Raw genomic sequence first — 21,044 nt, 5'->3', positions numbered from 1 at the left:
GAAAATAAAAATACTGTGGACAATCATTTTTGTCCACAGTATTTTATTCTAGCAAGAGGATGTTCCTCTTATAACAAATCCACGTTCAAACCAACCATTAGAATAGTCAATTACAGCTCTATCCAAATATATTTCAAGATCCTTTTCAAACACTATAGTTATTCCTTCTGATTCAACAGTTACATCATTTTCTTTCTTTAACTCATCCAGAGTTAATTGTAATCTTGGACCTCCTCAGCCATACCCACCAAAAGATACTCTAATCATAGTTGTTTCTGGATTTATAGCTTTTTTTCTCAATTCTTGAAATTTTTCAGCTGCTAATTTAGATATTGAAATCATATTATTTTCACCTACCTCTCATGATTAAATTTTAAACCAGACTTTAATTAATTCTATATATAATAATCCATAAAATGGATTCCTGGTTTTCGCACATCTTCTTCTCTTATAGTAACACCTATATTATCTAGATATTCTAGTACTGCAAGAGTTACTTTTCTGCTTACTCCTAGGTAATCTCTAATATTTACTAATGAAGCAGAGTCTTGACCTTGAAAAATATATCTAATTTTATTTACTGCATCTTTTAGGCTATTCTTATGAATATACATTTCACTTCCTAAATCTACTATTTCCCCTATTTCTATTAGAAACTTTAAGATGTCTTCAATTTTATATTTACCAACATTAATAGATTTTTTTATTACACTTAAGCTTCTAATATTAAAACCATCCTTTTCAATGGCCTCTTTGACTAATTTTGTTTCTTTTAATTGCAAAATCCTATTAATGATGTTCCCATTCATTTGAACAATTTGATTATTATGCAGTTTAAACTTGTTATTTTCAATAAAGGAGTTAAGTAGATTCATAAATTCTTTCATATCCAGTTGTTTAAACAATTTACTCTTTATTTCTTCTTTATCTATTTGAAATTTAAAATTATTCCTTTTAAATAAGTTTTCAAATTCCTGGTTAATTTCTATTATAAATTGCTCGTATAAATCAATACTTAAATATTTATTAACTTCTACTAGTTTAATTACTTTACCAGTTTCCACTAATTTAGCAAGAATCTTTTGAATCTCGCTTTTACTTAATAGGGTTTCTTGCCATAAATCCTGAATACTATATAACTTTTTTGAACTTTTTAGAACATACTCTATTAGTTCTTCTGAATTGCCTAATTCCCCTATAGTTAAATCTTCTATATTTTTTTCAGAAAATCTCTGTCTATTTAATGTAGAATGAAAAATTACCTCTCCTCCCCCAATAGTAATTGCTGGAGAATAGGATCGAATAATAAACTTATCTCCCCTTAAAGCTACAACCGATTCTTCAAATCTAAGCTGAATATAGCCCTTAGCACCATTTTTTATCTCATTTGCTCCTAAAATTCTTAATCTAGCTAGAACTTCTTTAGTCCCAATATGAACATGTACCCGTTGATTATGTACTAACTTTTCCATATCTTTTGTGGTGAAAATCACTGCATCCACTAGCTTACTTGGCTTTATATCCCCTGGTCTAGCTATTACATTTCCTCTCTCTATTTCTGACTTTGAAACGCCAGTTATATTTATTGCACATCTATCTCCTACTGTAGCAAATTCAACATTTTTATTGTGGACTTGTAATCCTCTTACTTTTCCATTGATGCCTTCAGGCAATATTTCTATTATATCCCCTTTAGCAACTCTTCCTCCCATTAGTGTTCCTGTAATAACTGTACCATGCCCTGCAATTGTAAATACTCTATCTACATGCAATCTAAATAGTTCTTCAGCATTGTACTGTTCAGCATCCTTTGCTAACTTTTCTAAATAGGACAGAAGTTCCCCTATTCCCTCTCCAGTAATTGACGACACTGGTATTATAGGATAATTCTTAAGCCATGTTCCTCTTATACTTTCTTTTATATCAGTTTTAACCATCTGAAGCCATTTATTTTCAACTAAATCTGTTTTTGTTAAAGCAATTACTCCATTTTTTATTTTAAGAAGAGATAAAATTTCCATATGTTCCTTTGTCTGGGGCATAATCCCTTCATCTGCTGCTATTACAAGCATAACAAAATCAATCCCTGTAACACCTGCAACCATAGTCTTTACAAATTTTTCATGACCTGGCACATCAATTACTGAAATAACCTTTCCAGATGGTAAGGTTAATGGTGCAAAACCAAGTTCTATGGTCATACCTCTTCTTTTTTCTTCTTCTAATCTATCAGTATCAACTCCTGTTAATTTCTTCACAAGCGCTGTCTTTCCATGATCAATGTGTCCAGCAGTTCCCATTACAACATTCTTCATACTTTCTCTCCTAGTATACCTTTAAGAGTTTCAACAATCAGCTTAAAGTCTTCATTTTCAATGGTTCTCACGTTTATAATTACTCTGTCCTTTTTTATTTTACAAATAATTGGTATATGACTTTTTCTCAAACTTTCTTGAAATTCATTAATATCTCCATTAATGACCTTTAAGGCTACAGCTTTACCTTTTAGAATTACAGCTGGAAGAGATCCACCCCCTACCTCATCAAGGTCATCTACTATTTCAGTTTCAATTATACTTTTTAATTCTTTATTTATGAGCTTTTCAAGCTCACTGGCCTTATAAATTAATTCTTCTTCTTTTAGTGCCATCATTCTAAGAACAGGTATTGCCTTAAATGCTTTTTCAGAATCCATATACAAGTTGAGTACTGCTGTTAGTGAAGCAATTGTGAGCTTATCACACCTAAGCATGCGTGTAAGGGGATTAAGTTTAATTTTATCAATTAACTCTTTTTTTCCTACAATAACTCCAACTTGAGGACCACCTAAAAGCTTATCACCACTAAAGGTTATAATATCCGCTCCAGCTTTAAGACTATCTTGAACTGTTCTTTCGTAAGGCAATCCAATAGTAGATAAATCCAAAAGACTCCCGCTGCCCAGATCTTCCATAACAACTAAATCTTGCTCTTTACTTAAAGATACTAATTCCTCAAGTGGTACTTCCTCAGTAAAGCCTATCACTTTATAATTGCTTGTATGTACCTTAAGCAGTACTGATGTATCTTCCCTAATAGCATTAGCATAATCACTTATTCGAGTTTTATTTGTGGTCCCTATCTCTACCATCTTTGCAGAACTTCTAGCTATTATATCTGGTATTCTAAAGCTTCCACCTATTTCTACTTGCTGTCCTCTAGAAATTACTACCTCTCTATTATTTGCCAAAGTATTTAATGCTAAAAATACTGCTGCTGCATTATTATTAACCACTAGTGCACTTTCAGCACCAGTAATCTTCTTTATTAGAGGCTCAATATGAGAATACCTTGAACCCCTCTTTCCACTTTCAATATCAAATTCTAAATTGCAATATCCTTCACAAACTTCATTTATATACTTTATTGCATTTTGTGGCAGAGGAGCTCTGCCCAGATTTGTATGTAAAACAATACCTGTAGCATTTATAACTTTTCTTAATCCCATTGCTTCATACTCAGTTACTTCTACTAATAGTTTTTCTAAAATATATTGTGTAATTTCTGCTCTAGACATTATCTGAACATTATTTCTGAATTCCTCTATTATTAATCTTATTTTATCTAATACCGGATTTTTTCCGTGTTTATCTATAAGCTCTTTAACCACACTTAATTCTAGTAAATCATTTATAGGTGGAATATTTCTTAAAGTCTCATGTTTATGAAAGTTTTCCAAAACTTATTCCTCCTTTAAGGAAAGTGGACATAGCCTATAATTGAATATATCAATTTAAGGTTATGCCCTCTTATACAACAATAATAGTATTTTCCTCTGTATCTGCTTTTAATACTTCTCCAATTATCACCGATTTTATTGAACCATTGAGATTTAATATTTCTAAAAGCTTTAATCCTTTTTCTTTCGGTACAGATATTAATAGACCACCAGAAGTCTGAGGATCAAACAATGCAATTCTTATTGCTCTTTCAATAGCTTCATCAAAACTTACCCAATTCTCAAAGAACTTCATATTCAAATGTGCTCCTCCTGGAGCAGCATCCTTTTCAATTAATTTGATTACATTTTTCATAAATGGAATCTTTGAACTATAAATTTTAAATTGAACTCTACTGCCCTTAGCCATTTCGTAACTATGTCCTAAAAGTCCAAAACCTGTTATATCTGTACAGGCATTAACACCTATTTTTTGCATTTCTTCAGAAGCAGTCTTATTTAGTGCAGACATTACAGTTACAGCTTCTTTAAGTTCCTCTTCTAAAATCATGTCAAATTTAAATGCAGTTGTAAGAACACCAGCTCCAATAGGTTTTGTTAGAATAAGAACATCTCCTGGTACTGCTCCTGAGTTTGTTATAACCTTTGATGGATTAATTGTGCCAGTAACAGATAATCCATATTTAATTTCATTATCTGTTATAGTGTGACCACCTGCTAGAGTAGCTCCGGCTTCTTTTATCTTATCAGCTCCACCCTTTAAAATTTCGGCTAAAATACTTGGCTCTAGTGAACAAGAAAAGCATGCAATATTTAGAGCTGTTAGTGGTTCCCCACCCATAGCATAAACATCGCTTAAGGCATTTGCTGCTGCAATTTGACCAAAGGTATAAGGATCATCTACTACTGGAGTAAAGAAATCAACTGTTTGAACTAAAGCAAGCTCATCTGAAATCTTGTAAACCCCTGCATCATCTGATTTATCAAAACCAACAATTAAGTTTGGATCTCTTCTATTATCATTATCTAAATGACACAAAACTTGTGCCAGGTCTTCCGGACCTAATTTGCTAGCTCATCCAGCCTTTGATGACATATGAGTAAGTCTTTTTAATTCCTTATCAGTCAATATAGACACCCCCTTGCAGCTAGCATATCAATTTTAAAATTGGCGGGAACGTGTAGGAATTGAACCCACCTCGGCCGGTACTACCACCCGACTATGGATTTGAAGTCCAAGGGATCCACCAGAATCCATCCGCCCCCAAATTATAAAATAGATTTTAGTATATTATATACCCATAGCGGGTATATGTAAATAGTTTTATTAAGCTTTAATATAATAAATAAATAAGTAATGTATAAAATTATTGCATTTTGTAAATAATTTAAATACTCATTATCCCCACCCATTATTAAAACCTCAGCCTAGCTCATTATGCTTACTGAGGTTTTTTTACTTTTTATATTTTTCAGTTACTTCTATTAAAATTCTTTAAATAGTTCCTTTTTTGCACCACAAATAGGACATTTTTCTGGAGCATCCTTCTCTTCTGTATATCCACATATAGGGCATACGTAGAAATTATCCTTTTCTAAATCTTTTCCTTCCTTTGCACTTTCCTTAGCTTTATTAAATAGCTCAGCATGCTTTTTTTCAGCTTCCACTGCATAATGAAAAGATCTTTCAGCATCTTTTTCTCCTTGAAATCTTGCAGTTTCAAGATACACAGGATACATTTGATCAATTTCATGTAACTCTCCATTTATTGCACCTTGAAGATTATCTACTATGTTGGTAATTCCAAAAACTGCCCCTGCTGGAACTGTATTATCACCAACTTGCTCCTTAAGTACTTTAAAATGATTTTTTGCATGGACTAATTCCGCATATGCCACTGCCTTAAAAAGCCTAGAAATATTAGGGAAATCATCTTTTTCTGCTGCTTCTCCCCATATTAAATATCTCATATGTGCCATACTTTCTCCCCCGTAAGCAGATCTTAAAAAATCAGCTGTCATTGCATTTTTTAACATAAAAAACCAACTCCTATTTAACAAATTTTATATAATATATACTTCTCTTATAAAACTTTTTTATACTTAAGCAAAAAAAGAAAAAAGACTGGTTGTTCCAGCCTTATACTAATATAAATTAATTCACCGCTTGTACTATAAATTTTCTAATTCTTTAATGGTCATTCCTTCAAGTTTATCTTCACTATCAGTAGCTTTAAAAAAAGAATCTTTGTGCTGAGGATACATAAATTCTATCATAGCGAAATTGGCCACATCTAACAAATACTCAGTATTTCCAGTGTCCTTGTATTTTTTTAGTCTTATCTCTAAATTTTCAATAGCATTTATTAATTTTTCACCATAATTATTTTTAATAGGCCCATATTTATAATAACTAGTTATCATTCTATTTTTTCTTAAATCATCAAATTTCAAACTGTATTCCGTTTTTAAAATATCCTCAATCAAGCTTATTCCTCCTATCGTTAAAGGTATAGAATTTGTCCTTATCTCAATTTAACCTTTAAAATAAATTTTTCAACTTTATCAGTAATAATATATCTATAACAAGGTTTTTGTATACAAAAAACATATGGCATATGCTCTATAAATCCTTCTACTATACCATAAAGTCCATACCATTCACCTTCGTCTAAAATTAATACAATATCATCTTTATTATAATCCATTTAATCTCCTCTTTAAAATTATTATTAGTATATTTTAACCATAATATTATTATTTATAAGATATATTTTTACAATGTTATAATTCAGCAAATAAATGGTAATAATTACAATAAAGACAAATTAGGAGGTAATCCAATGAATGAGAATTTAAAACAAATAAGCTTAACTACTAGAATAATTACAAATGAACTTAATAAAAAAAGAGTTAAAGAACTTATTCAAGAACTAGAAGATTTAAAAGCAATTGATAAGCAAGACTCAGAAGTTATAAAAGCTGCTGCTGATTGTCTTTAAATACCTCTCTTTTATATATTATATTCACAAAGAATAGAAATGGCTATGGAAAACTATCCATAGCCATTTCTATTCTATAGGTTCTCCATCAAAATTTGTATATCTCTCTGGAGTTCTTTTACCTCTCTTCTTAGCATCATCAGCTGGCCTATGTCCATCTAACTTTTTGCTTTTTTTATGTTTTTCTCCTTTTATTTTTTCCATCCGCTAATCTCCTTTCCATTCTATATAACATATACTAATAATAATATAACTTTAATTTTCCCAAGGATATGGCTTTTATTCCTTAATTTTTATTGACAAAATGTCATTTATTTCATACAATTTGAATTAATTATTTTATTAATTTTAAAATACAAGCATAAGGTGTGATTAATTTGAGTCTTGATAATTATAACGAAAAGATTATTGATGTATCTGAAATTTTAAAAACCATTGGACATCCAGCGCGACTTTGCATTGTATGCAGACTTATGGTAAAAGAACACAATGTTTCTCAGATGCAAAACTGTCTCAATTTACCCCAGTCAACAATTTCCCAACACCTATCTATACTAAAATCAAAGGGAATAATTGAAGGAACTAGAAATGGTACCGAAATAATATACAGTTTAAAAGATGATAATGTACGAAAAATAATAAACAGTATTTTTACTTTAGACGAAATACCTATAATCAACTAGTAATCAAAAAAGGAGCATTATGCTTTATATGCTCCTTTTTTACTTTTTTTATCTTGTACCTGCTATTTATCTTTAATGTTTTTTCTGTCTTTATTAGGTGTCAAGTCTTCACTGACTTCATTCATTAATTTTTCATGTTTCAAATTATATGCTTCTTTACTCTTGTTTCTTGATTTTTTATTGCTGCTTGCCTTTTTATCCATTTTACATTTCTCCTTGCATTCTACTTAAACTGATTTCTTGCACTTCCTTTGCCTTGCTTTCTTTTTTTATCTGTATTAGGCATTTCCATAAGTTCAGCAGCCTCCATATTTACCTTCTTAAACTCTCTTGAAAGTTCTTCTGTTATCTTATGTGTTTTACCCATTTTCCTAGCCATCTTCTCTCTCCTCTTATAGTTAATATTTTATTACTCAAGCATTATTATTTGCATTAATTTTTAAATTATTATTAATTAAATAAGCTATCCCAAGTTTTCTTTCCTACAATTCCATCTACCACTAGTCCTATAGATTGCTGATATTTTTTTACTTGTGTTTCAGTTTTATATCCAAAAATTCCATCAGCATTTCCAACATTGAATCCTAATTCATTAAGTTTTTTCTGTAGTAGTCTTATATCCTCTCCCTTCATCATTGGCTTCTTGTACATGAGTATTTTCTTATAAGCAATTTTTTCTGAATTTTTATACTCCGTTATATTTTTTTCATTAAATTCTTTTCCTATAATCCCATACACTACAGCCTCAGCACACTTTTGTCTCATTTCCGCTTTACTCATAATAGCCATATCAAAGCTATTGTCTATAAATCCAAACTCATTTAATATTGCCGGCATTTTAGTAGCTCTAATTACATACAAATAGTCTCCATTGTTACCTCTCATACTTTTCAAACCTCTTGATTTAAAAATTTTTCTTAAGTTGTTTTCTACTTTTTCTGCATATAGTTTTCCAATTCCACCTGTAATGGAATGCCAAACCTCTATTCCTGTACCTCCTCCAGAGTTGATATGATTTGAAATAAAAATATCTGCGCCCCATTGATTTGCATTTTCTACTCTCTTTTCTAAGGATACTGATTCATCTGTAATTCTTGACATCTTTACTTGATGTCCAAAACTCTCAAATAAACTCTTTTGACGAAGTGATATATCTAAATTTAGATTTTTCTCTAAAAAGCCATTTCCAACTGCACCTGAATCATTTCCGCCATGTCCTGGATCTATAAATATTTTCATGTGATTCCTCCTTGTATACTAAATAATCGTTCAATTTAATATATGCACATAAAAATAAAGTTGTAATAATAAGATAAAATAACACATATTTTTATTTATATAAATTACTTTTGAGGTGGTTCTCTTTGAAAAAGGGCAGCTTAATAATACTCTTCCTAATACTAATACTAGTTTTATTTGGAAGCTACACAGCTTATTATAATAAAAAAAAGCCGAACAATTACTACTATACAAATCAATTGGCTAAAAATCTCACCCTTAATAAAAAGTATGAAATTAAAATTCTAGACAACAATTTTTATAAAGTAGAAGAGGTTTCTGAAGAAAATATTGAAATAATACTTTCGTTTATTAAGGAACTGAAAAAACAAAATTTTATTGATAAGCCTCAAATCATAAATGTAAAGCCCAAATATAAGTTTTTTATTAAATTTCTTGATAATAATGATAAATTTGTAGTTAATATCTATGATACAAAATATATATCCATTCACCCTTGGGATGGTGAGTTTACTATGGATTATATAACAATGGAGAATATCCCTATTCGTTATAATCTTTATAGCCTTGGGAAAAATACTTTTGTAAAATATCCTGACTTAAACGAGTAATTAAGAAAAGTGTGCTTATCTTTATAAAGCACACTTTTCTTAATTACTATTTAAATACTTCTACTAAATTATTAAAAATATCTTTATTATTTTTTATTTTTGATGAATTTCCTAAAACACATATATAATTTTCTTTCATTGCATCAGCAATAAGACTTGAGAAAGACTTAATCATTTCTTTATTACAATTTAATATTTCATCTCTTTCCTTTTGCACATCTTCTTTAGTAATATTACTTAAATAGTATGCTACTGCTTTTTCAGATTTAGCAGCTGGTGTTAATGGCATATCTAATCCACTTATAGTGCCTATAATATACTTTGTCATTTCTCTTTCATTTACATCAAAGTTTTTTAAATAAAGTTCTGCTTTTTTATATGCATCTATAGTTTCTTTTAAGTTTGGATCTCTATAAGAGCCAAAAAACATATTTCCACTTCTTCCAAAGCTAGCAAAAGAACCATAAGCTCCCCCAAGTACACGGATATTATGCCATAAATAATCAAGACTTATAATAGTCTTCAACACCTGTAAACTTCCACTATATTCGTAACCTAACTGTTTAAAATTGCATCCTTTAACCACATATTGAACATCTCCTTCAGTTAAAAGCCCCTCATTTTGTGGATCAATCTCAAACTTATATTCATTTATTTTTAAAACCTTATCATCTAGTTTTTCAATAAATTTAATTATATTTTCCTTAGCACCATTAAAATGTTCTTCCTCAATTGCTATACTTATTATTAAATTATTCTTATTAAAAATAGCTTCTGCAACCTTTTTCAAACTACGAATTATTTCATCAGCCTTTTCATCGAAATTTTCCTCTAATTCTTCTACAAATTTATAGAATTGAAGTCCTGAAATATTTTCTTCATATTTTCCTACAGGTGAGAAGTATGAAAATAGCCTGTTTGCAGCTACAATATGACCAGCATCAAAAATAACCATTTCTAGTCTAGATTTTGTCTCTTGTATTATCTCCTTGAGTCTCTTTTTATCATCCATTTTAGTATTTAAGATTATTTCTTCAAGAATATCTATGTTTTTGGGCAGCTTATCAATCAATACCTTTGCTTTCACTATAAACTTAGGTAGATATTCTCCCTCAGTACCATTTTTAATAAAGGTTGAAGAAGAGTACCCTATACCACCTGTATAAATATTAATTTCATTTGCCAAATCAGCATAATCATATTTTTCAGTTCCTATTTTCCCAAGCACTGCAGAAAGTAAGCTAACATACGGAATATAATTTTCTTCTACAGTTTTTGAATCAAAAATAAATTTTAAGTAGACTATCTTGTTAGTAAACAATGAATGATATAGTAATTTATTATTTCCTATAGTTGTTTCTTCTAATGGCAATTCCTCAGCCTTAGGATCTATATCCTTCAATGACAACAATGGTATTTTTTCTAAATCTTCCTTCTTTTCAGGAGAAGTCTGTCTTTCTCTTAGACTATTTGTTTCTTCTACTAATTTCTTTAATTCTTTTTTTGACAGAGTTGATTTATATTCTTTTAATTTTAATCTTAACTTTTCTGCCTTTTCTTCTGCTAACCCTTGTTTTGGAGTAAGGGTAATTATTGACCCGTGCTTTACATTTAATAAATATTTTTTAATTAACTCTTCAAAGTAATTAGTAGTTAATGCTATTTTTATCTTATTAAATGTTTCTTCATACTCTAAATGGGAAAGTGGATTTCCATCATAAAGCCAGCTATCCATAGCTTTTGTATAATATATGAGACCCTTTGGATAATTCCTAGTATCTCCTTCTCTTAATCTAAATTCTTTTATGTTAATACATGCCTCAATGAGTTTTTTATCTATTCCTTTTTCAACTAGTTCATTAAAAGTATCAAATATTATCTTTTTGAATTCCTCTTTTTTATCCTCATTGGAATTTTTTACAACCACACTAAATACAGGTTGAAGTATACTATTATCAAAAAAACCATAAACATCTTTTCCTATTCCTGCCTCAATAAGAGCTTTTTTTAATGGAGCAGCTGGAGTTTCTAGTAATAAATATTCCAAAATATCAAAGGCTAAGTAAAGCTCATCATTACATGCCTCACCAAGAACAAAATTTAAGCTGAAAAATGTCTTATCTTTTCCTTGGTCTTCTTTTGAAACGGAATATTCTGCTTTGAAATCTCTTATTCCACCAAAGGGTTTTTGGACTTCTATTCGAGAATTTATTTCAGCTTTATCAAATTTATTTAAATATTCTTCATTAATAAATCTAAGCTGTTCATCTAAGTTTCCATTTCCGTATAAATATATATAACTATTTGAAGGATGGTAAAAGTTTTTATGAAAATCAATAAATTTCTCATAAGTTAGGTCTGGTATATATTGAGGATCTCCTCCTGATTCAAAACCATAAGTAGTGTCAGGAAATAAAGACTCTTGTATTTTTCTATACAAAACGTCTTCCGGTGAAGAAAAAACTCCCTTCATTTCATTATATACTACACCTTTATATGTTATTTCATCATCCTCACTATTTAGCTCATGATGCCATCCTTCTTGCATTAATATTTCCGGATACTTATATATGTTTGGATATAAGACCGCATCTAAATACACATCCATAAGGTTAAAAAAGTCTTTATCATTCTTGCTGGCAACTGGATACAAGGTTTTATCTGAAAAAGTCATTGCATTCAAAAATGTATTTAAAGAACCTTTTGCAAGTTCTACAAAGGGGTCCTTAATTGAGAATTTTCTAGAACCGCATAAAACCGAATGCTCCATTATATGGGCAATTCCTGTGCTATCCTTTGGAGGAGTCCTAAAGCCTATAGCAAAAACCTTATTATCATCATCATTTTCTAAATTTAATAGTCTTGCTCCCGTTTTGTTATGCTGGAATATTCTAGCTTTTGAATTTATTTCTTTAATATACTTCTCTTCAATTAATTTAAAATCATGATATATTTTATTCAGAGAAAAATCCATTTTTATGCCTCCTCTTTTATAATAACTATATTATTACCTTTAAAGCCTAGATTATTTCAAAATAACTTATATGATATTTTCATTTTTCTCAAGCTCTTCTTTAATTTCGTAAATCCTCTTATTTAACACAGGATGAATAACGTAAGGAGCAATATCACAAAGAGGTTTAATTACAAATAATCTTTCATGCATTCTCAAATGAGGAATAACTATTTCTTCAGAGCTTGTTACAATGTCATTGTATAAAAGAATGTCTAAATCAATAGTTCTTGGTCCCCATTTTATAAGTCTTTCTCTTTTTAATTCCTTTTCTATTTCAAGCAAAAGCACAATAAGTTCCTTTGGATTAAGAAGAGTCTTTGCTTCAAATACTGCATTAATAAAATTATCCTGTTCTAAATATCCTACAGGCTTTGTCTCATATTGTGGGGACTGATTAATTATTTTTGTTAAACCAGAAGAATTAATTTTTTCAGCAGCAAGTTTAATATTTTCTTTTTTATCACCTAGGTTTGAGCCTACTCCAATAAATACTCTATTCCATCTTCTATCAATTTCAACTGCCGCATAATCTATCGGCTTTCCAATAGGTGCCCAAGGCTTTTTAATAGTTATTTTAACTCTTTCAACTTCACCATAATTTAATAATACAAATTTTGATAATTCTTCGGCTGCTTTTTCTATTAAGTCATACTTATTTTTATTAAATTCTTTTTCTAGTTCATTAGAAAGCTGTCCATAGTTTACTGTTTTGCTTAAGTCATCACTTTTACCTGCGGGACTTAAATTTAAAAAAAGTTCTGCAGAAATTAAAAATTTTTGTCCTATTCTTTTTTCTTCTTCATAAACACCGTGATATCCATATATTTCTAGATCTTTTATAAATATTTTATCCAATAGACTCTCCCCTTACTATAGCATCTGTCATTACTGCTGCTCGCTTATTTTCTTTAATATCATGAACTCTTACAAAATCACAGCCTTTCATTATTCCAATTACTGTCGTAGCCACAGTACCTTCTACTCTTTCATTTACCGGTAAATTCAAAGCTATCCCTATCATTGACTTTCTAGATGTACCTAATAGCACCGGATATCCTAAAACATTTAACTTATCTAAATTACTCATAACTTTTAAATTATCCTCATAGGTTTTTGCAAATCCAATTCCTGGGTCAATCATAATATTTTCACTCTTTATTCCTGCTTTTAAAGCTATATCTATGCTTTCCCTTAAATCTCTAATAACATCTTCTATTAAATTATTGTAGTTTTTATTTTCTCTATTGTGCATAAGGCAGCAAGTAACTTCATATTTTGCTGCAATCCTTGCCATTTGTTCATCTCTTTTAAAGCCCCATATATCATTGATTAAAGAAGCACCTGCCTCTATTGCTTTTTCAGCAACTACTCCTTTATAAGTATCTATAGAAATAGGAACATCTAATTCCTTTGACAAAACTTCAATAATAGGAGCAACTCTTTTAATTTCTTCCTCTGGTGATATTTCAACAAAGTTAGGTCTTGTAGACTCACCGCCTATATCAATAATATCCGCTCCAGCTTCTATCATTTCCTTAGCGTGCTTTATTGCTGCTTCAATATTGTTATACTTTCCACCATCAGAAAAGGAATCTGGAGTTATATTTAAAATGCCCATAATATAAGTCCTTTTGCCTATATTAAATTCTTTCTTTCCAATTTTCATTTATTCTGTCCTCCTGTAAACTATATAATTCTGCTTAGTACTTTATATATAAATTCTTTTTATCTTCCTTCCAGTTGCACTTTTCTATGCTAGCACAAGAATAACAATTTCTTGAAAGCTTATCTGCTGAATAAAATATACTAGATAAATCTTCAGTTTTCTTTTTATCCTTTATTTTTTTTCTATGATTTAAAATTGCATTTTTTATTTCATCTATTTCCTCTTGATTAAAACCGCAATCAACTAATATTTCTTCACATAAATCTGCACTTGCAACATCATGTTTAATTCCACTTTCATATTGAATCCACTTCCCAATATCATGCAAAAGTCCTACTGCATATATCAATTCTTTATGTATATCTAATCCCTTTTCTAAAGCTAAAATATACGCTATTCTAGCTGCATCTAGAAAGTGCTGCATATCATGCCTGCAAAATTCTCTTGTCTTTTCATGAATCTTAATTTTATTTGTATATTCAATATACTTTTTATGATTAATTATTCTATTAATTCTATCTGGTTCTTGCATTAATACGCCCTCCCTTTAGGCATTTTAAGGAAACTCTTCTTTTATTATATCAAAAGGTTTTTTATGGGTACAGGAAAAATAAGCCTTCAATTTTTTTTTATTATAGTGTATATTTATATATACTATTTAAATTTTTTAGATTAGAGGTAATATTATGTATAATAAAGGAGATTTTCATTTACATACAAATGCTTCTGACGGCAAGCTTGCTCCAAAAGAACTAGTATCCTTAGCTAAATTAGAAAAGCTTGACATAATTGCTATTACAGATCATGATAACACCTTTGGAGTTGAAGAAGCTATAAAAGAAGGTAATAATATTGGAGTCAAAGTAATACCTGGTATAGAACTTTCAACTAGATATAATGGGGAAAGTATACACATTCTAGGGTATTTTTCTAGCAATTCTTATAGCTCTAGCTCTTTTCAGCAATATTTACAAGATATACAAGACTTCCGCATTAAAAGGGCAGAAAAAATAGTATTTAATTTAAAAAAGCTTTTTAATATAGAATTATCTTTGGATAATCTACTACTATCAAATAACGGAATTATTGCAAGACCTCATATTGCCAAGGCTATAATAGAAGCTGGTTATCCTTACACTTATGATTATATATTTGACAACTTTATTGGATCTACTTCTCCAGCTTATGTGCCAAATAAAGAAATTAGCATTGAAGAAGGTATAGAAGTATTAAAATCAGTAAATGCAATTACGGGACTTGCTCATCCAGTTCTTATAAAAAATTCACCTGTTGAAGAAATTCTACAATTTAATTTTGATTGCATAGAAGGAATATATCCCTTAAATGAGCCTGAAGATGAACTACGTTTTAGAACACTAGCAGAAAAATACAAAAAAATAATAACCGCTGGTTCTGACTATCATGGAATTGAAGAAAGCGATAGCAAACATGGTTATTTAGGGAAGAGTGTATTACAAGGTATGGATCTTAAAATATTTTTAGAAAAAATAGGATCTCTTTAATTAAATAATAGAGATCCTATTTTATATTTTTATATTATTTTCTTTTTATTTCATTCATTACTCTTTTAACCAAATTCCCAATAAAGCCGAGTCCTATTAACACAAATAATATATATATTTTTTTTGTATTGGCTGGATCATTTATAAATTCAAATAATTTATCCATTTTTCTAATCACTCATCTTTTTTATTATCTTTAAGCTTCTTCTAAGAACGCACAATAAGCCTTCATTGTTTCATAAACGTCAGCTTTTGAAACTACTTCCCAAGGAGCATGCATATTTTGAACAGCAACTCCGCAATCAATTACTTGCATACAATATTGAGCTAGAATATATGCAATAGTACCGCCGCCGCCTTCATCAACTTTTCCAAGCTCAGCTGTTTGCCATGATACATTATGTTTTTCCATTATAGCTCTAATTTCAGCTATATATTCTGCATTAGCATCATTAGAACCAGATTTTCCTCTAGCCCCTGTATATTTATTAAATACAACTCCTTTTCCGAAATATGCAGCATTCTTCTTTTCCATAACTGATGGATAGTTTGGATCAAAAGCTGCACTTACATCAGACGAAAGCATCTTAGAATTTGATAAAGCTCTTCTCAACATAAGGTCATTATAACCATCAAGAAGATTCATTATTTCTGCTACAGAATTTTCAAAAAACTTTGACTGCATTCCTGTAGCTCCTACGCTTCCTATTTCTTCTTTATCAACTAATAGAGTAACACATGTTTTGGCTGGCTTTTCTACTTTAAGCATTGCTTCAAAGGATGTATAAGCACACACTCTATCATCATGTCCATATGCCATTACCATACTCTTATCTAATCCATAATGTCTTGCTCTACCTGCTGGAACTACTTCAAGTTCTGCAGAAACAAAATCCTCTTCGTTAATATCATATTTCTCATTTAAAATTTTTAAAATGTTTTGCTTTACTCTGCCTTTAACTTCCTTATCTTCTACAGGCATACTTCCTATCAATACGTTTAAGTCTTCTCCTTCAATTCCCTTAGCTAATTTCTTTTCTAGTTGGTTTGCAGAAAGGTGTACTAGTAAATCTGAAATTCCTACAACTGGATCATTTTCATCTTCTCCTATTACAACTTTTGTAACTGTTCCATCCTTTTTACCTAGAACTCCATGAATAGCTAGCGGAATAGTAACCCATTGGTATTTTTTAATTCCTCCATAATAGTGAGTTTCAAATAAAGCTAAATCAGTATCTTCATACAATGGATTTTGCTTTATATCTAGCCTTGGTGAATCCACATGTGCTCCTAATATTGTCATTCCATTTTCGATTGGTTCACTACCGATTACAAACATTGCTAGAGTCTTTCCCATGATTTGAGAATAAACCTTATCTCCAGCCTTAAGTTTTGTATTATTACTAATTAGCTCATCTATATTTCTATATCCCTTTTTCTCAGCTAATTGGATAAATTCTGTGATACATTCTCTTTCAGTTTTACATTTTGACATAAAATCTATATATCTATCATTCAAATCATTTAAATTTTCCAAGTCTTCTTTTGAATATTTATCCCAAGCATAATCATAGGTTTTTTCTAAAGAAGATTTAGTAATCTTTTTTGCCTTGACCATTATAATATTCCCCCTCATTTTTAGTTATCTTTGTTTCTATTACATTTTTATTACTCAATAACCATATTATATCATACTATTCATCCATGAGAAAATCATAACTATCTCTAGTATTTTATAGCCATTTATTTCTTTTGAAAAAAATGAGCATTGTGGCAGAAATTAAAATCATAATTATCAAAATATAATAATATCCATTAGGTGAAGATGAAAAGGGCATTTTTTCATAATTCATTCCTTGCAAACTTGTTATAAGGTTTAATGGTAAAAATATGCTTGTAACTATAGTAAAGACCTTCATAAAATCATTTGTCTTATTTCCTATCTCTGATTCAAAGGCTTCTCTTACTAAAGCTAAATCCTGAACTAAGCTTTCTAATGCTAACATAAGCTTATTTATCTTCATATTTATACTATGAAAATGGTTTATATCCTCTTTATCGATTATTGAATTATCATTACTTACAAGACTATCTCCAACGTATCTTAAAGGGTTTAAGTATTTTCTAAGCTTATAAAGTTGTCTTCTTAGATGGATTAAATCTTCTGCATGTTCCCTAGAGGGATTTTTTAAAATAGCAATTTCAATTTCATCAGCTTTTCCCTCAAGTTTAGACATAATATTATAGTTTTTTAAAATTATTCGATCAATTAGATAGTAGAGAATCATAGATGGTCTAGGATTATTTTTGAGCAGAAAGCAGTTTTTCAAATCTTTTATATCTTTAATTAGCTCATCGATTATACCTATTTCTTCATTATACAAAGTAACTATATAATCTTTACTCAAATATATATTTAACTCTCTGCTTTTAACAATCCCATTTTTGTATCCTAATATATTAAAGCTTAGAAACATATACCCATCAAAAAAAATTATCTTAGAAGAGGTATTTCCGTAGGTCATACATTCTTCAAGACTCTCTTCATCTAAAACAATTTTTTTCTTTAACTCATCTAATTCATATTTGTCCAGTAATATCCAATAGTTACTTTTACCAACTTTCCACTCCTCTGACACTTCATTAAAATTATCTAAAATGTCAAATATCTGCATTTAATCACCAACCCTATATAAGCTTGATTTGCAGTTATAAATATTTATTATTAATTATTATCTGTATTTACATTGGTGATTATTCTATGTATTTTTTCATCATGAACTTCCATAGGTATATTTTTTAATATTTGAAAGTCATATGCTATGGCAACTTTAAATGTATCTTTAGAAATATTTTTTAAAAATCTATCGTAAAAGGCTCCACCATAGCCTATTCTCCCTCCCTTTAAATCAAATGCCACTCCAGGAACAATTACTAAATTGATAGATTCTTCATCAATTTTTTTATTAAAGGAAGTAGGTTCTAGGATACCATAAGAGCCTATTTTTAAATCTTCAAAATCTGAAATTTCAATTGCTTTCATTCCTTCTTTTTTTGACACTATCTTTGGAACGCATACTATTTTATTATCTTTTAAAGCATGCTGAATAAATTTATGAGTATCAACTTCTCCATTATAACTAACATAGACTAAAATAGTCCTAGAATTTTTGTACTCTGCACTTTCAATAATTTTTTTAAATATTATTTCATCAAACACTTTCTTTGCTTCTGGTTTCAACGAAATTCGTTTTCTATTAATTAACTCTCTAATCCTCTTTTTTTCTTGCACCATTTATCACTTCTCCCATTCTTTTGTTAATGGTTTCTGCAGGAGATATTTTAGATACAAGCTTGTATCTGAAGTTTGCAGCAGCAGCTTCTATAATAACTGCCATATTTCTTCCTGGTCTTATTGGAACTGTAATCTTTCTAACAGGTACATCAAGTATAGTATCGTATTCCTCATCCAATCCTAATCTGTCATAATTATGCTCAGTTTTCCATTGTTCTAAGTATATTATAAGTTCAATAGTTTTCTCTTCAAGAATTGAACTTAATCCATATAGAGCTGGTACATCAATAATTCCCATGCCTCTCACTTCCATCATTCCTGATGTAATATAAGGTGCTGTACCGTGTAAACTTCCATCTATTGCCTTTATATCTACAGCATCATCTGCTACTAACCTATGTCCTCTTTTCATAAGTTCTAATGCGGTTTCACTTTTACCTATACCGCTTTCTCCAGTAATCAGAATCCCTATTCCATAGACGTCTACTAATACTCCGTGCATTCTTGTCTCAGGTGCTAAAGCAGCATCTAAATAATTTTTAAGTCTTGTTACATTTTCTGTTGTTAGTCGTTTACTTCTAAGTACCCACCTTTTATTTAATTTTGCATTTTCAATTAATGCCTTTTGAGGTTCTAAATCTCTAGAAATTATTACGCAGGGAGTTTCAAACTGAAAAAATTTACTCAATCTTTTTTCCATTACTTCCAAAGGCATATTTTCAAGAAAGCTCCATTCTGCTTTTCCAATAAGCTGCACTCTTTCATTTGCAAAATAACTATAAAAACCAGCAAATTGTAATCCCGGTCTATTAATATCACTGGATTTTATTTCAGTATTCTTCTCACCTTCAACTACTACATCAAATTCTAAATCCTTCATTAATTTTTCAACTGTTATTTTCATAGTCCTCCCTCTCTTTCTTATGAGATTTTAACTACAAAGCTACTATTATTTTTACCTAAACTAGGTTAGTTATATCCAATCTATGTATCGCTTCTACAAATCTTATAGTTCCAGTTTTAGATCTCATAACTACTGAATGTGTTGTAGCAGTATTATCTCTATTAAAAACTACTCCTTTTAATAAATCACTATCAGTAAGTGCTGTAGCAGCAAAATATACATCTTCATTATTCACTAAATCATCAATTGTCAGTACCTTGTCCACATCCTCTATGCCCATTGACTTACATCTATCTATTTCTTCTTGGGTATGTGGTTCAAGTTTAGCCTGCATTTCTCCTCCCATACATTTTATTGCAGCAGCAGCAATAACACCTTCTGGAGCTCCTCCAGTACCTATCATGAGGTCTATTCCTGTATTTTCAAAGCCGCAAGCTAATATAGCAGCTACATCTCCTTCTCCGAAAAGCTTAACTCTAGCTCCAACTTCTCTAGCCTGTTCAACTATATAATTATGTCTTTCTCTTTCTTGCACAATTATAGTTAATTCTGTTATATCTTTATTTAATGCTTTAGCAACATTTGTAATATTTTCTTTTGGAGATTTATTTATATCAATTGCTCCTTTTGCTCCAGCACCAACTGCAATTTTTTTCATATACATATCCGGTGCATGAAGAAGGCTTCCTTTAGGTCCCATAGCTACAACTGCTATAGAATTTGGCAAACCTTTTGCAATCAATACAGTCCCATCTACAGGATCTACTGCTACATCCATCTCAGGCATATTTTCTTCCCAACTTCCTACTTTTTGACCAATATAGAGCATTGGTGCCTCGTCCATTTCTCCTTCTCCAATAACAACTGTACCTCTAATTGGCATCATTGCAAAAGCGCTTTCCATGCCGTCAACAGCTGCTTGATCAGCTGCACTTTTATCTCCTCTACCCATAAGTTTCGCACCTTTTAAAGCAGCAGCTTCTGTTACTCTTACTAATCCCATAGCTACATCTATATTTATCATATATATACCTCCAAATTTATTCTTGAGTAAACAAGAGCGTCACCGCCCAAGCTCCTCTACAAAACCGTACGTGCCCTATTAAGGCATACGGCTTTTCACATCATATTTCAATCATATATAGAATAAGCTAACGCTTATTGTCGGTTCTAATAGTGGAAAAGTTTTAAGTAGACCATTATAAAATGATTCTAGAGTATAACTCCTCTTTTGACTTCTTCTATTTAGCCATTTAAAAAAGCAGATATTTAACTGTATTTTGATAACTTTTCACACTTCTTGTATTATCAGTTACACCATAATACTGGTAGTGCCCTCTAAGCTTAAGATTAATTTTCTTAATAAGCTCACATACGGGCATTATTC

General features: G+C 30.2%; 24 protein-coding genes and 1 tRNA gene. 4 read left to right on the top strand and 21 right to left on the bottom strand.

Going from position 1 to position 21,044, the window contains the following annotated elements:
* Nucleotides 1–48 precede the first annotated feature (48 nt).
* The 8 genes from CLHOM_RS18860 to CLHOM_RS06550 all read right to left on the bottom strand — a co-directional run bounded on the left by CLHOM_RS18860 (nucleotide 49) and on the right by CLHOM_RS06550 (nucleotide 6,426).
* Nucleotides 49–342, bottom strand: coding sequence for a HesB/IscA family protein (locus CLHOM_RS18860; protein WP_341376788.1), 294 nt, complete (start codon nucleotides 340–342; stop codon nucleotides 49–51).
* Nucleotides 343–395: 53 nt separating this feature from the next.
* The gene (gene selB / locus CLHOM_RS06575; RefSeq protein WP_052220914.1) at nucleotides 396–2,315 is read right to left on the bottom strand and encodes a selenocysteine-specific translation elongation factor; all 1,920 of its coding nucleotides are present in this window, start codon (nucleotides 2,313–2,315) and stop codon (nucleotides 396–398) included.
* Nucleotides 2,312–3,718, bottom strand: coding sequence for an L-seryl-tRNA(Sec) selenium transferase (gene selA / locus CLHOM_RS06570; protein ID WP_052220913.1), 1,407 nt, complete (start codon nucleotides 3,716–3,718; stop codon nucleotides 2,312–2,314). Before selA ends, selB begins: the two co-directional genes overlap by 4 nt.
* Nucleotides 3,719–3,788: 70 nt before the next feature.
* A complete protein-coding gene (gene selD / locus CLHOM_RS06565) occupies nucleotides 3,789–4,814 on the bottom strand; it encodes a selenide, water dikinase SelD (RefSeq protein ID WP_200903904.1) in 1,026 nt (341 codons plus the stop codon).
* Between the two features lie 73 nt (nucleotides 4,815–4,887).
* A tRNA-Sec gene (locus tag CLHOM_RS18145) sits at nucleotides 4,888–4,984 on the bottom strand.
* Between the two features lie 219 nt (nucleotides 4,985–5,203).
* Nucleotides 5,204–5,755: a rubrerythrin family protein gene (locus CLHOM_RS06560; protein WP_052220911.1), complete on the bottom strand. Its 552-nt coding sequence runs from the start codon at nucleotides 5,753–5,755 to the stop codon at nucleotides 5,204–5,206.
* Between the two features lie 135 nt (nucleotides 5,756–5,890).
* Complete coding sequence (locus CLHOM_RS06555; protein WP_052220910.1) at nucleotides 5,891–6,205, bottom strand: hypothetical protein; 315 nt, start codon at nucleotides 6,203–6,205, stop codon at nucleotides 5,891–5,893.
* A gap of 38 nt (nucleotides 6,206–6,243) precedes the next feature.
* Nucleotides 6,244–6,426: a hypothetical protein gene (locus CLHOM_RS06550; protein WP_052220909.1), complete on the bottom strand. Its 183-nt coding sequence runs from the start codon at nucleotides 6,424–6,426 to the stop codon at nucleotides 6,244–6,246.
* A 135-nt stretch (nucleotides 6,427–6,561) separates the two neighbouring features.
* Here CLHOM_RS06550 and CLHOM_RS18290 point away from each other — a divergent pair, with 135 nt between their 5' ends.
* A complete protein-coding gene (locus tag CLHOM_RS18290) occupies nucleotides 6,562–6,720 on the top strand; it encodes a hypothetical protein (protein ID WP_161803204.1) in 159 nt (52 codons plus the stop codon).
* Between the two features lie 69 nt (nucleotides 6,721–6,789).
* Here the strand turns inward: CLHOM_RS18290 and CLHOM_RS18790 are convergent, their stop codons facing one another.
* The gene (locus CLHOM_RS18790; protein WP_278321723.1) at nucleotides 6,790–6,924 is read right to left on the bottom strand and encodes a hypothetical protein; all 135 of its coding nucleotides are present in this window, start codon (nucleotides 6,922–6,924) and stop codon (nucleotides 6,790–6,792) included.
* Nucleotides 6,925–7,097: 173 nt separating this feature from the next.
* On the opposite strand from CLHOM_RS18790, the gene CLHOM_RS06545 reads away from it, so the two are divergent.
* Nucleotides 7,098–7,403 carry an ArsR/SmtB family transcription factor gene (locus CLHOM_RS06545; protein ID WP_074782906.1) on the top strand — a complete coding sequence of 102 codons (306 nt, stop codon included), beginning with the start codon at nucleotides 7,098–7,100 and terminating at the stop codon, nucleotides 7,401–7,403.
* A 62-nt stretch (nucleotides 7,404–7,465) separates the two neighbouring features.
* Here CLHOM_RS06545 and CLHOM_RS18285 read toward each other — a convergent pair whose 3' ends face one another.
* The 3 genes from CLHOM_RS18285 to CLHOM_RS06540 form a co-directional block, all read right to left on the bottom strand.
* A complete protein-coding gene (locus CLHOM_RS18285) occupies nucleotides 7,466–7,606 on the bottom strand; it encodes a hypothetical protein (protein ID WP_161803203.1) in 141 nt (46 codons plus the stop codon).
* Between the two features lie 20 nt (nucleotides 7,607–7,626).
* Nucleotides 7,627–7,782, bottom strand: a complete 156-nt coding sequence (locus CLHOM_RS18475; RefSeq protein ID WP_175478671.1) for a hypothetical protein — start codon at nucleotides 7,780–7,782, stop codon at nucleotides 7,627–7,629.
* Between the two features lie 71 nt (nucleotides 7,783–7,853).
* Entirely contained in the window at nucleotides 7,854–8,642 is a 789-nt protein-coding gene (locus tag CLHOM_RS06540; RefSeq protein ID WP_052220908.1) for an N-acetylmuramoyl-L-alanine amidase, read from the bottom strand.
* 125 nt (nucleotides 8,643–8,767) lie between these two features.
* Here CLHOM_RS06540 and CLHOM_RS06535 point away from each other — a divergent pair, with 125 nt between their 5' ends.
* A complete protein-coding gene (locus tag CLHOM_RS06535) occupies nucleotides 8,768–9,253 on the top strand; it encodes a DUF4883 family protein (protein ID WP_052220907.1) in 486 nt (161 codons plus the stop codon).
* Between the two features lie 46 nt (nucleotides 9,254–9,299).
* Here the strand turns inward: CLHOM_RS06535 and CLHOM_RS06530 are convergent, their stop codons facing one another.
* The 4 genes from CLHOM_RS06530 to CLHOM_RS06515 all read right to left on the bottom strand — a co-directional run bounded on the left by CLHOM_RS06530 (nucleotide 9,300) and on the right by CLHOM_RS06515 (nucleotide 14,467).
* On the bottom strand, nucleotides 9,300–12,227 hold the full coding sequence (locus tag CLHOM_RS06530) for an insulinase family protein (RefSeq protein WP_052220906.1): 2,928 nt from the start codon (nucleotides 12,225–12,227) through the stop codon (nucleotides 9,300–9,302).
* A 66-nt stretch (nucleotides 12,228–12,293) separates the two neighbouring features.
* Entirely contained in the window at nucleotides 12,294–13,124 is an 831-nt protein-coding gene (gene folK / locus CLHOM_RS06525) for a 2-amino-4-hydroxy-6-hydroxymethyldihydropteridine diphosphokinase (RefSeq protein WP_052220905.1), read from the bottom strand.
* The gene (gene folP / locus CLHOM_RS06520; protein WP_052220904.1) at nucleotides 13,117–13,935 is read right to left on the bottom strand and encodes a dihydropteroate synthase; all 819 of its coding nucleotides are present in this window, start codon (nucleotides 13,933–13,935) and stop codon (nucleotides 13,117–13,119) included. Before folP ends, folK begins: the two co-directional genes overlap by 8 nt.
* Nucleotides 13,936–13,969: 34 nt before the next feature.
* Complete coding sequence (locus CLHOM_RS06515; protein WP_052220903.1) at nucleotides 13,970–14,467, bottom strand: HD domain-containing protein; 498 nt, start codon at nucleotides 14,465–14,467, stop codon at nucleotides 13,970–13,972.
* Nucleotides 14,468–14,621: 154 nt separating this feature from the next.
* Here CLHOM_RS06515 and CLHOM_RS06510 point away from each other — a divergent pair, with 154 nt between their 5' ends.
* Nucleotides 14,622–15,458, top strand: coding sequence for a PHP domain-containing protein (locus CLHOM_RS06510; protein WP_052220902.1), 837 nt, complete (start codon nucleotides 14,622–14,624; stop codon nucleotides 15,456–15,458).
* Between the two features lie 196 nt (nucleotides 15,459–15,654).
* On the opposite strand, the gene CLHOM_RS06505 is transcribed toward CLHOM_RS06510, so the two are convergent.
* The 5 genes from CLHOM_RS06505 to glpX form a co-directional block, all read right to left on the bottom strand.
* Nucleotides 15,655–17,076, bottom strand: a complete 1,422-nt coding sequence (locus tag CLHOM_RS06505) for an aminopeptidase (protein WP_052220901.1) — start codon at nucleotides 17,074–17,076, stop codon at nucleotides 15,655–15,657.
* A gap of 115 nt (nucleotides 17,077–17,191) precedes the next feature.
* The gene (locus CLHOM_RS06500; RefSeq protein ID WP_052220900.1) at nucleotides 17,192–18,133 is read right to left on the bottom strand and encodes a magnesium transporter CorA family protein; all 942 of its coding nucleotides are present in this window, start codon (nucleotides 18,131–18,133) and stop codon (nucleotides 17,192–17,194) included.
* Between the two features lie 50 nt (nucleotides 18,134–18,183).
* Entirely contained in the window at nucleotides 18,184–18,753 is a 570-nt protein-coding gene (locus tag CLHOM_RS06495) for a 5-formyltetrahydrofolate cyclo-ligase (protein WP_074782908.1), read from the bottom strand.
* Entirely contained in the window at nucleotides 18,728–19,657 is a 930-nt protein-coding gene (gene hprK / locus CLHOM_RS06490) for an HPr(Ser) kinase/phosphatase (RefSeq protein WP_052220899.1), read from the bottom strand. The genes CLHOM_RS06495 and hprK overlap by 26 nt, the downstream gene beginning before the upstream one ends.
* A 55-nt stretch (nucleotides 19,658–19,712) precedes the next feature.
* Nucleotides 19,713–20,681 carry a class II fructose-bisphosphatase gene (gene glpX / locus CLHOM_RS06485; RefSeq protein WP_052220898.1) on the bottom strand — a complete coding sequence of 323 codons (969 nt, stop codon included), beginning with the start codon at nucleotides 20,679–20,681 and terminating at the stop codon, nucleotides 19,713–19,715.
* Nucleotides 20,682–21,044 lie beyond the last annotated feature (363 nt).

It is taken from the genome of Clostridium homopropionicum DSM 5847 (assembly GCF_001263795.1).
GTDB lineage: Bacteria > Bacillota > Clostridia > Clostridiales > Clostridiaceae > Clostridium_H > Clostridium_H homopropionicum.
This window is presented reverse-complemented; position numbering and strand designations above follow the sequence as displayed.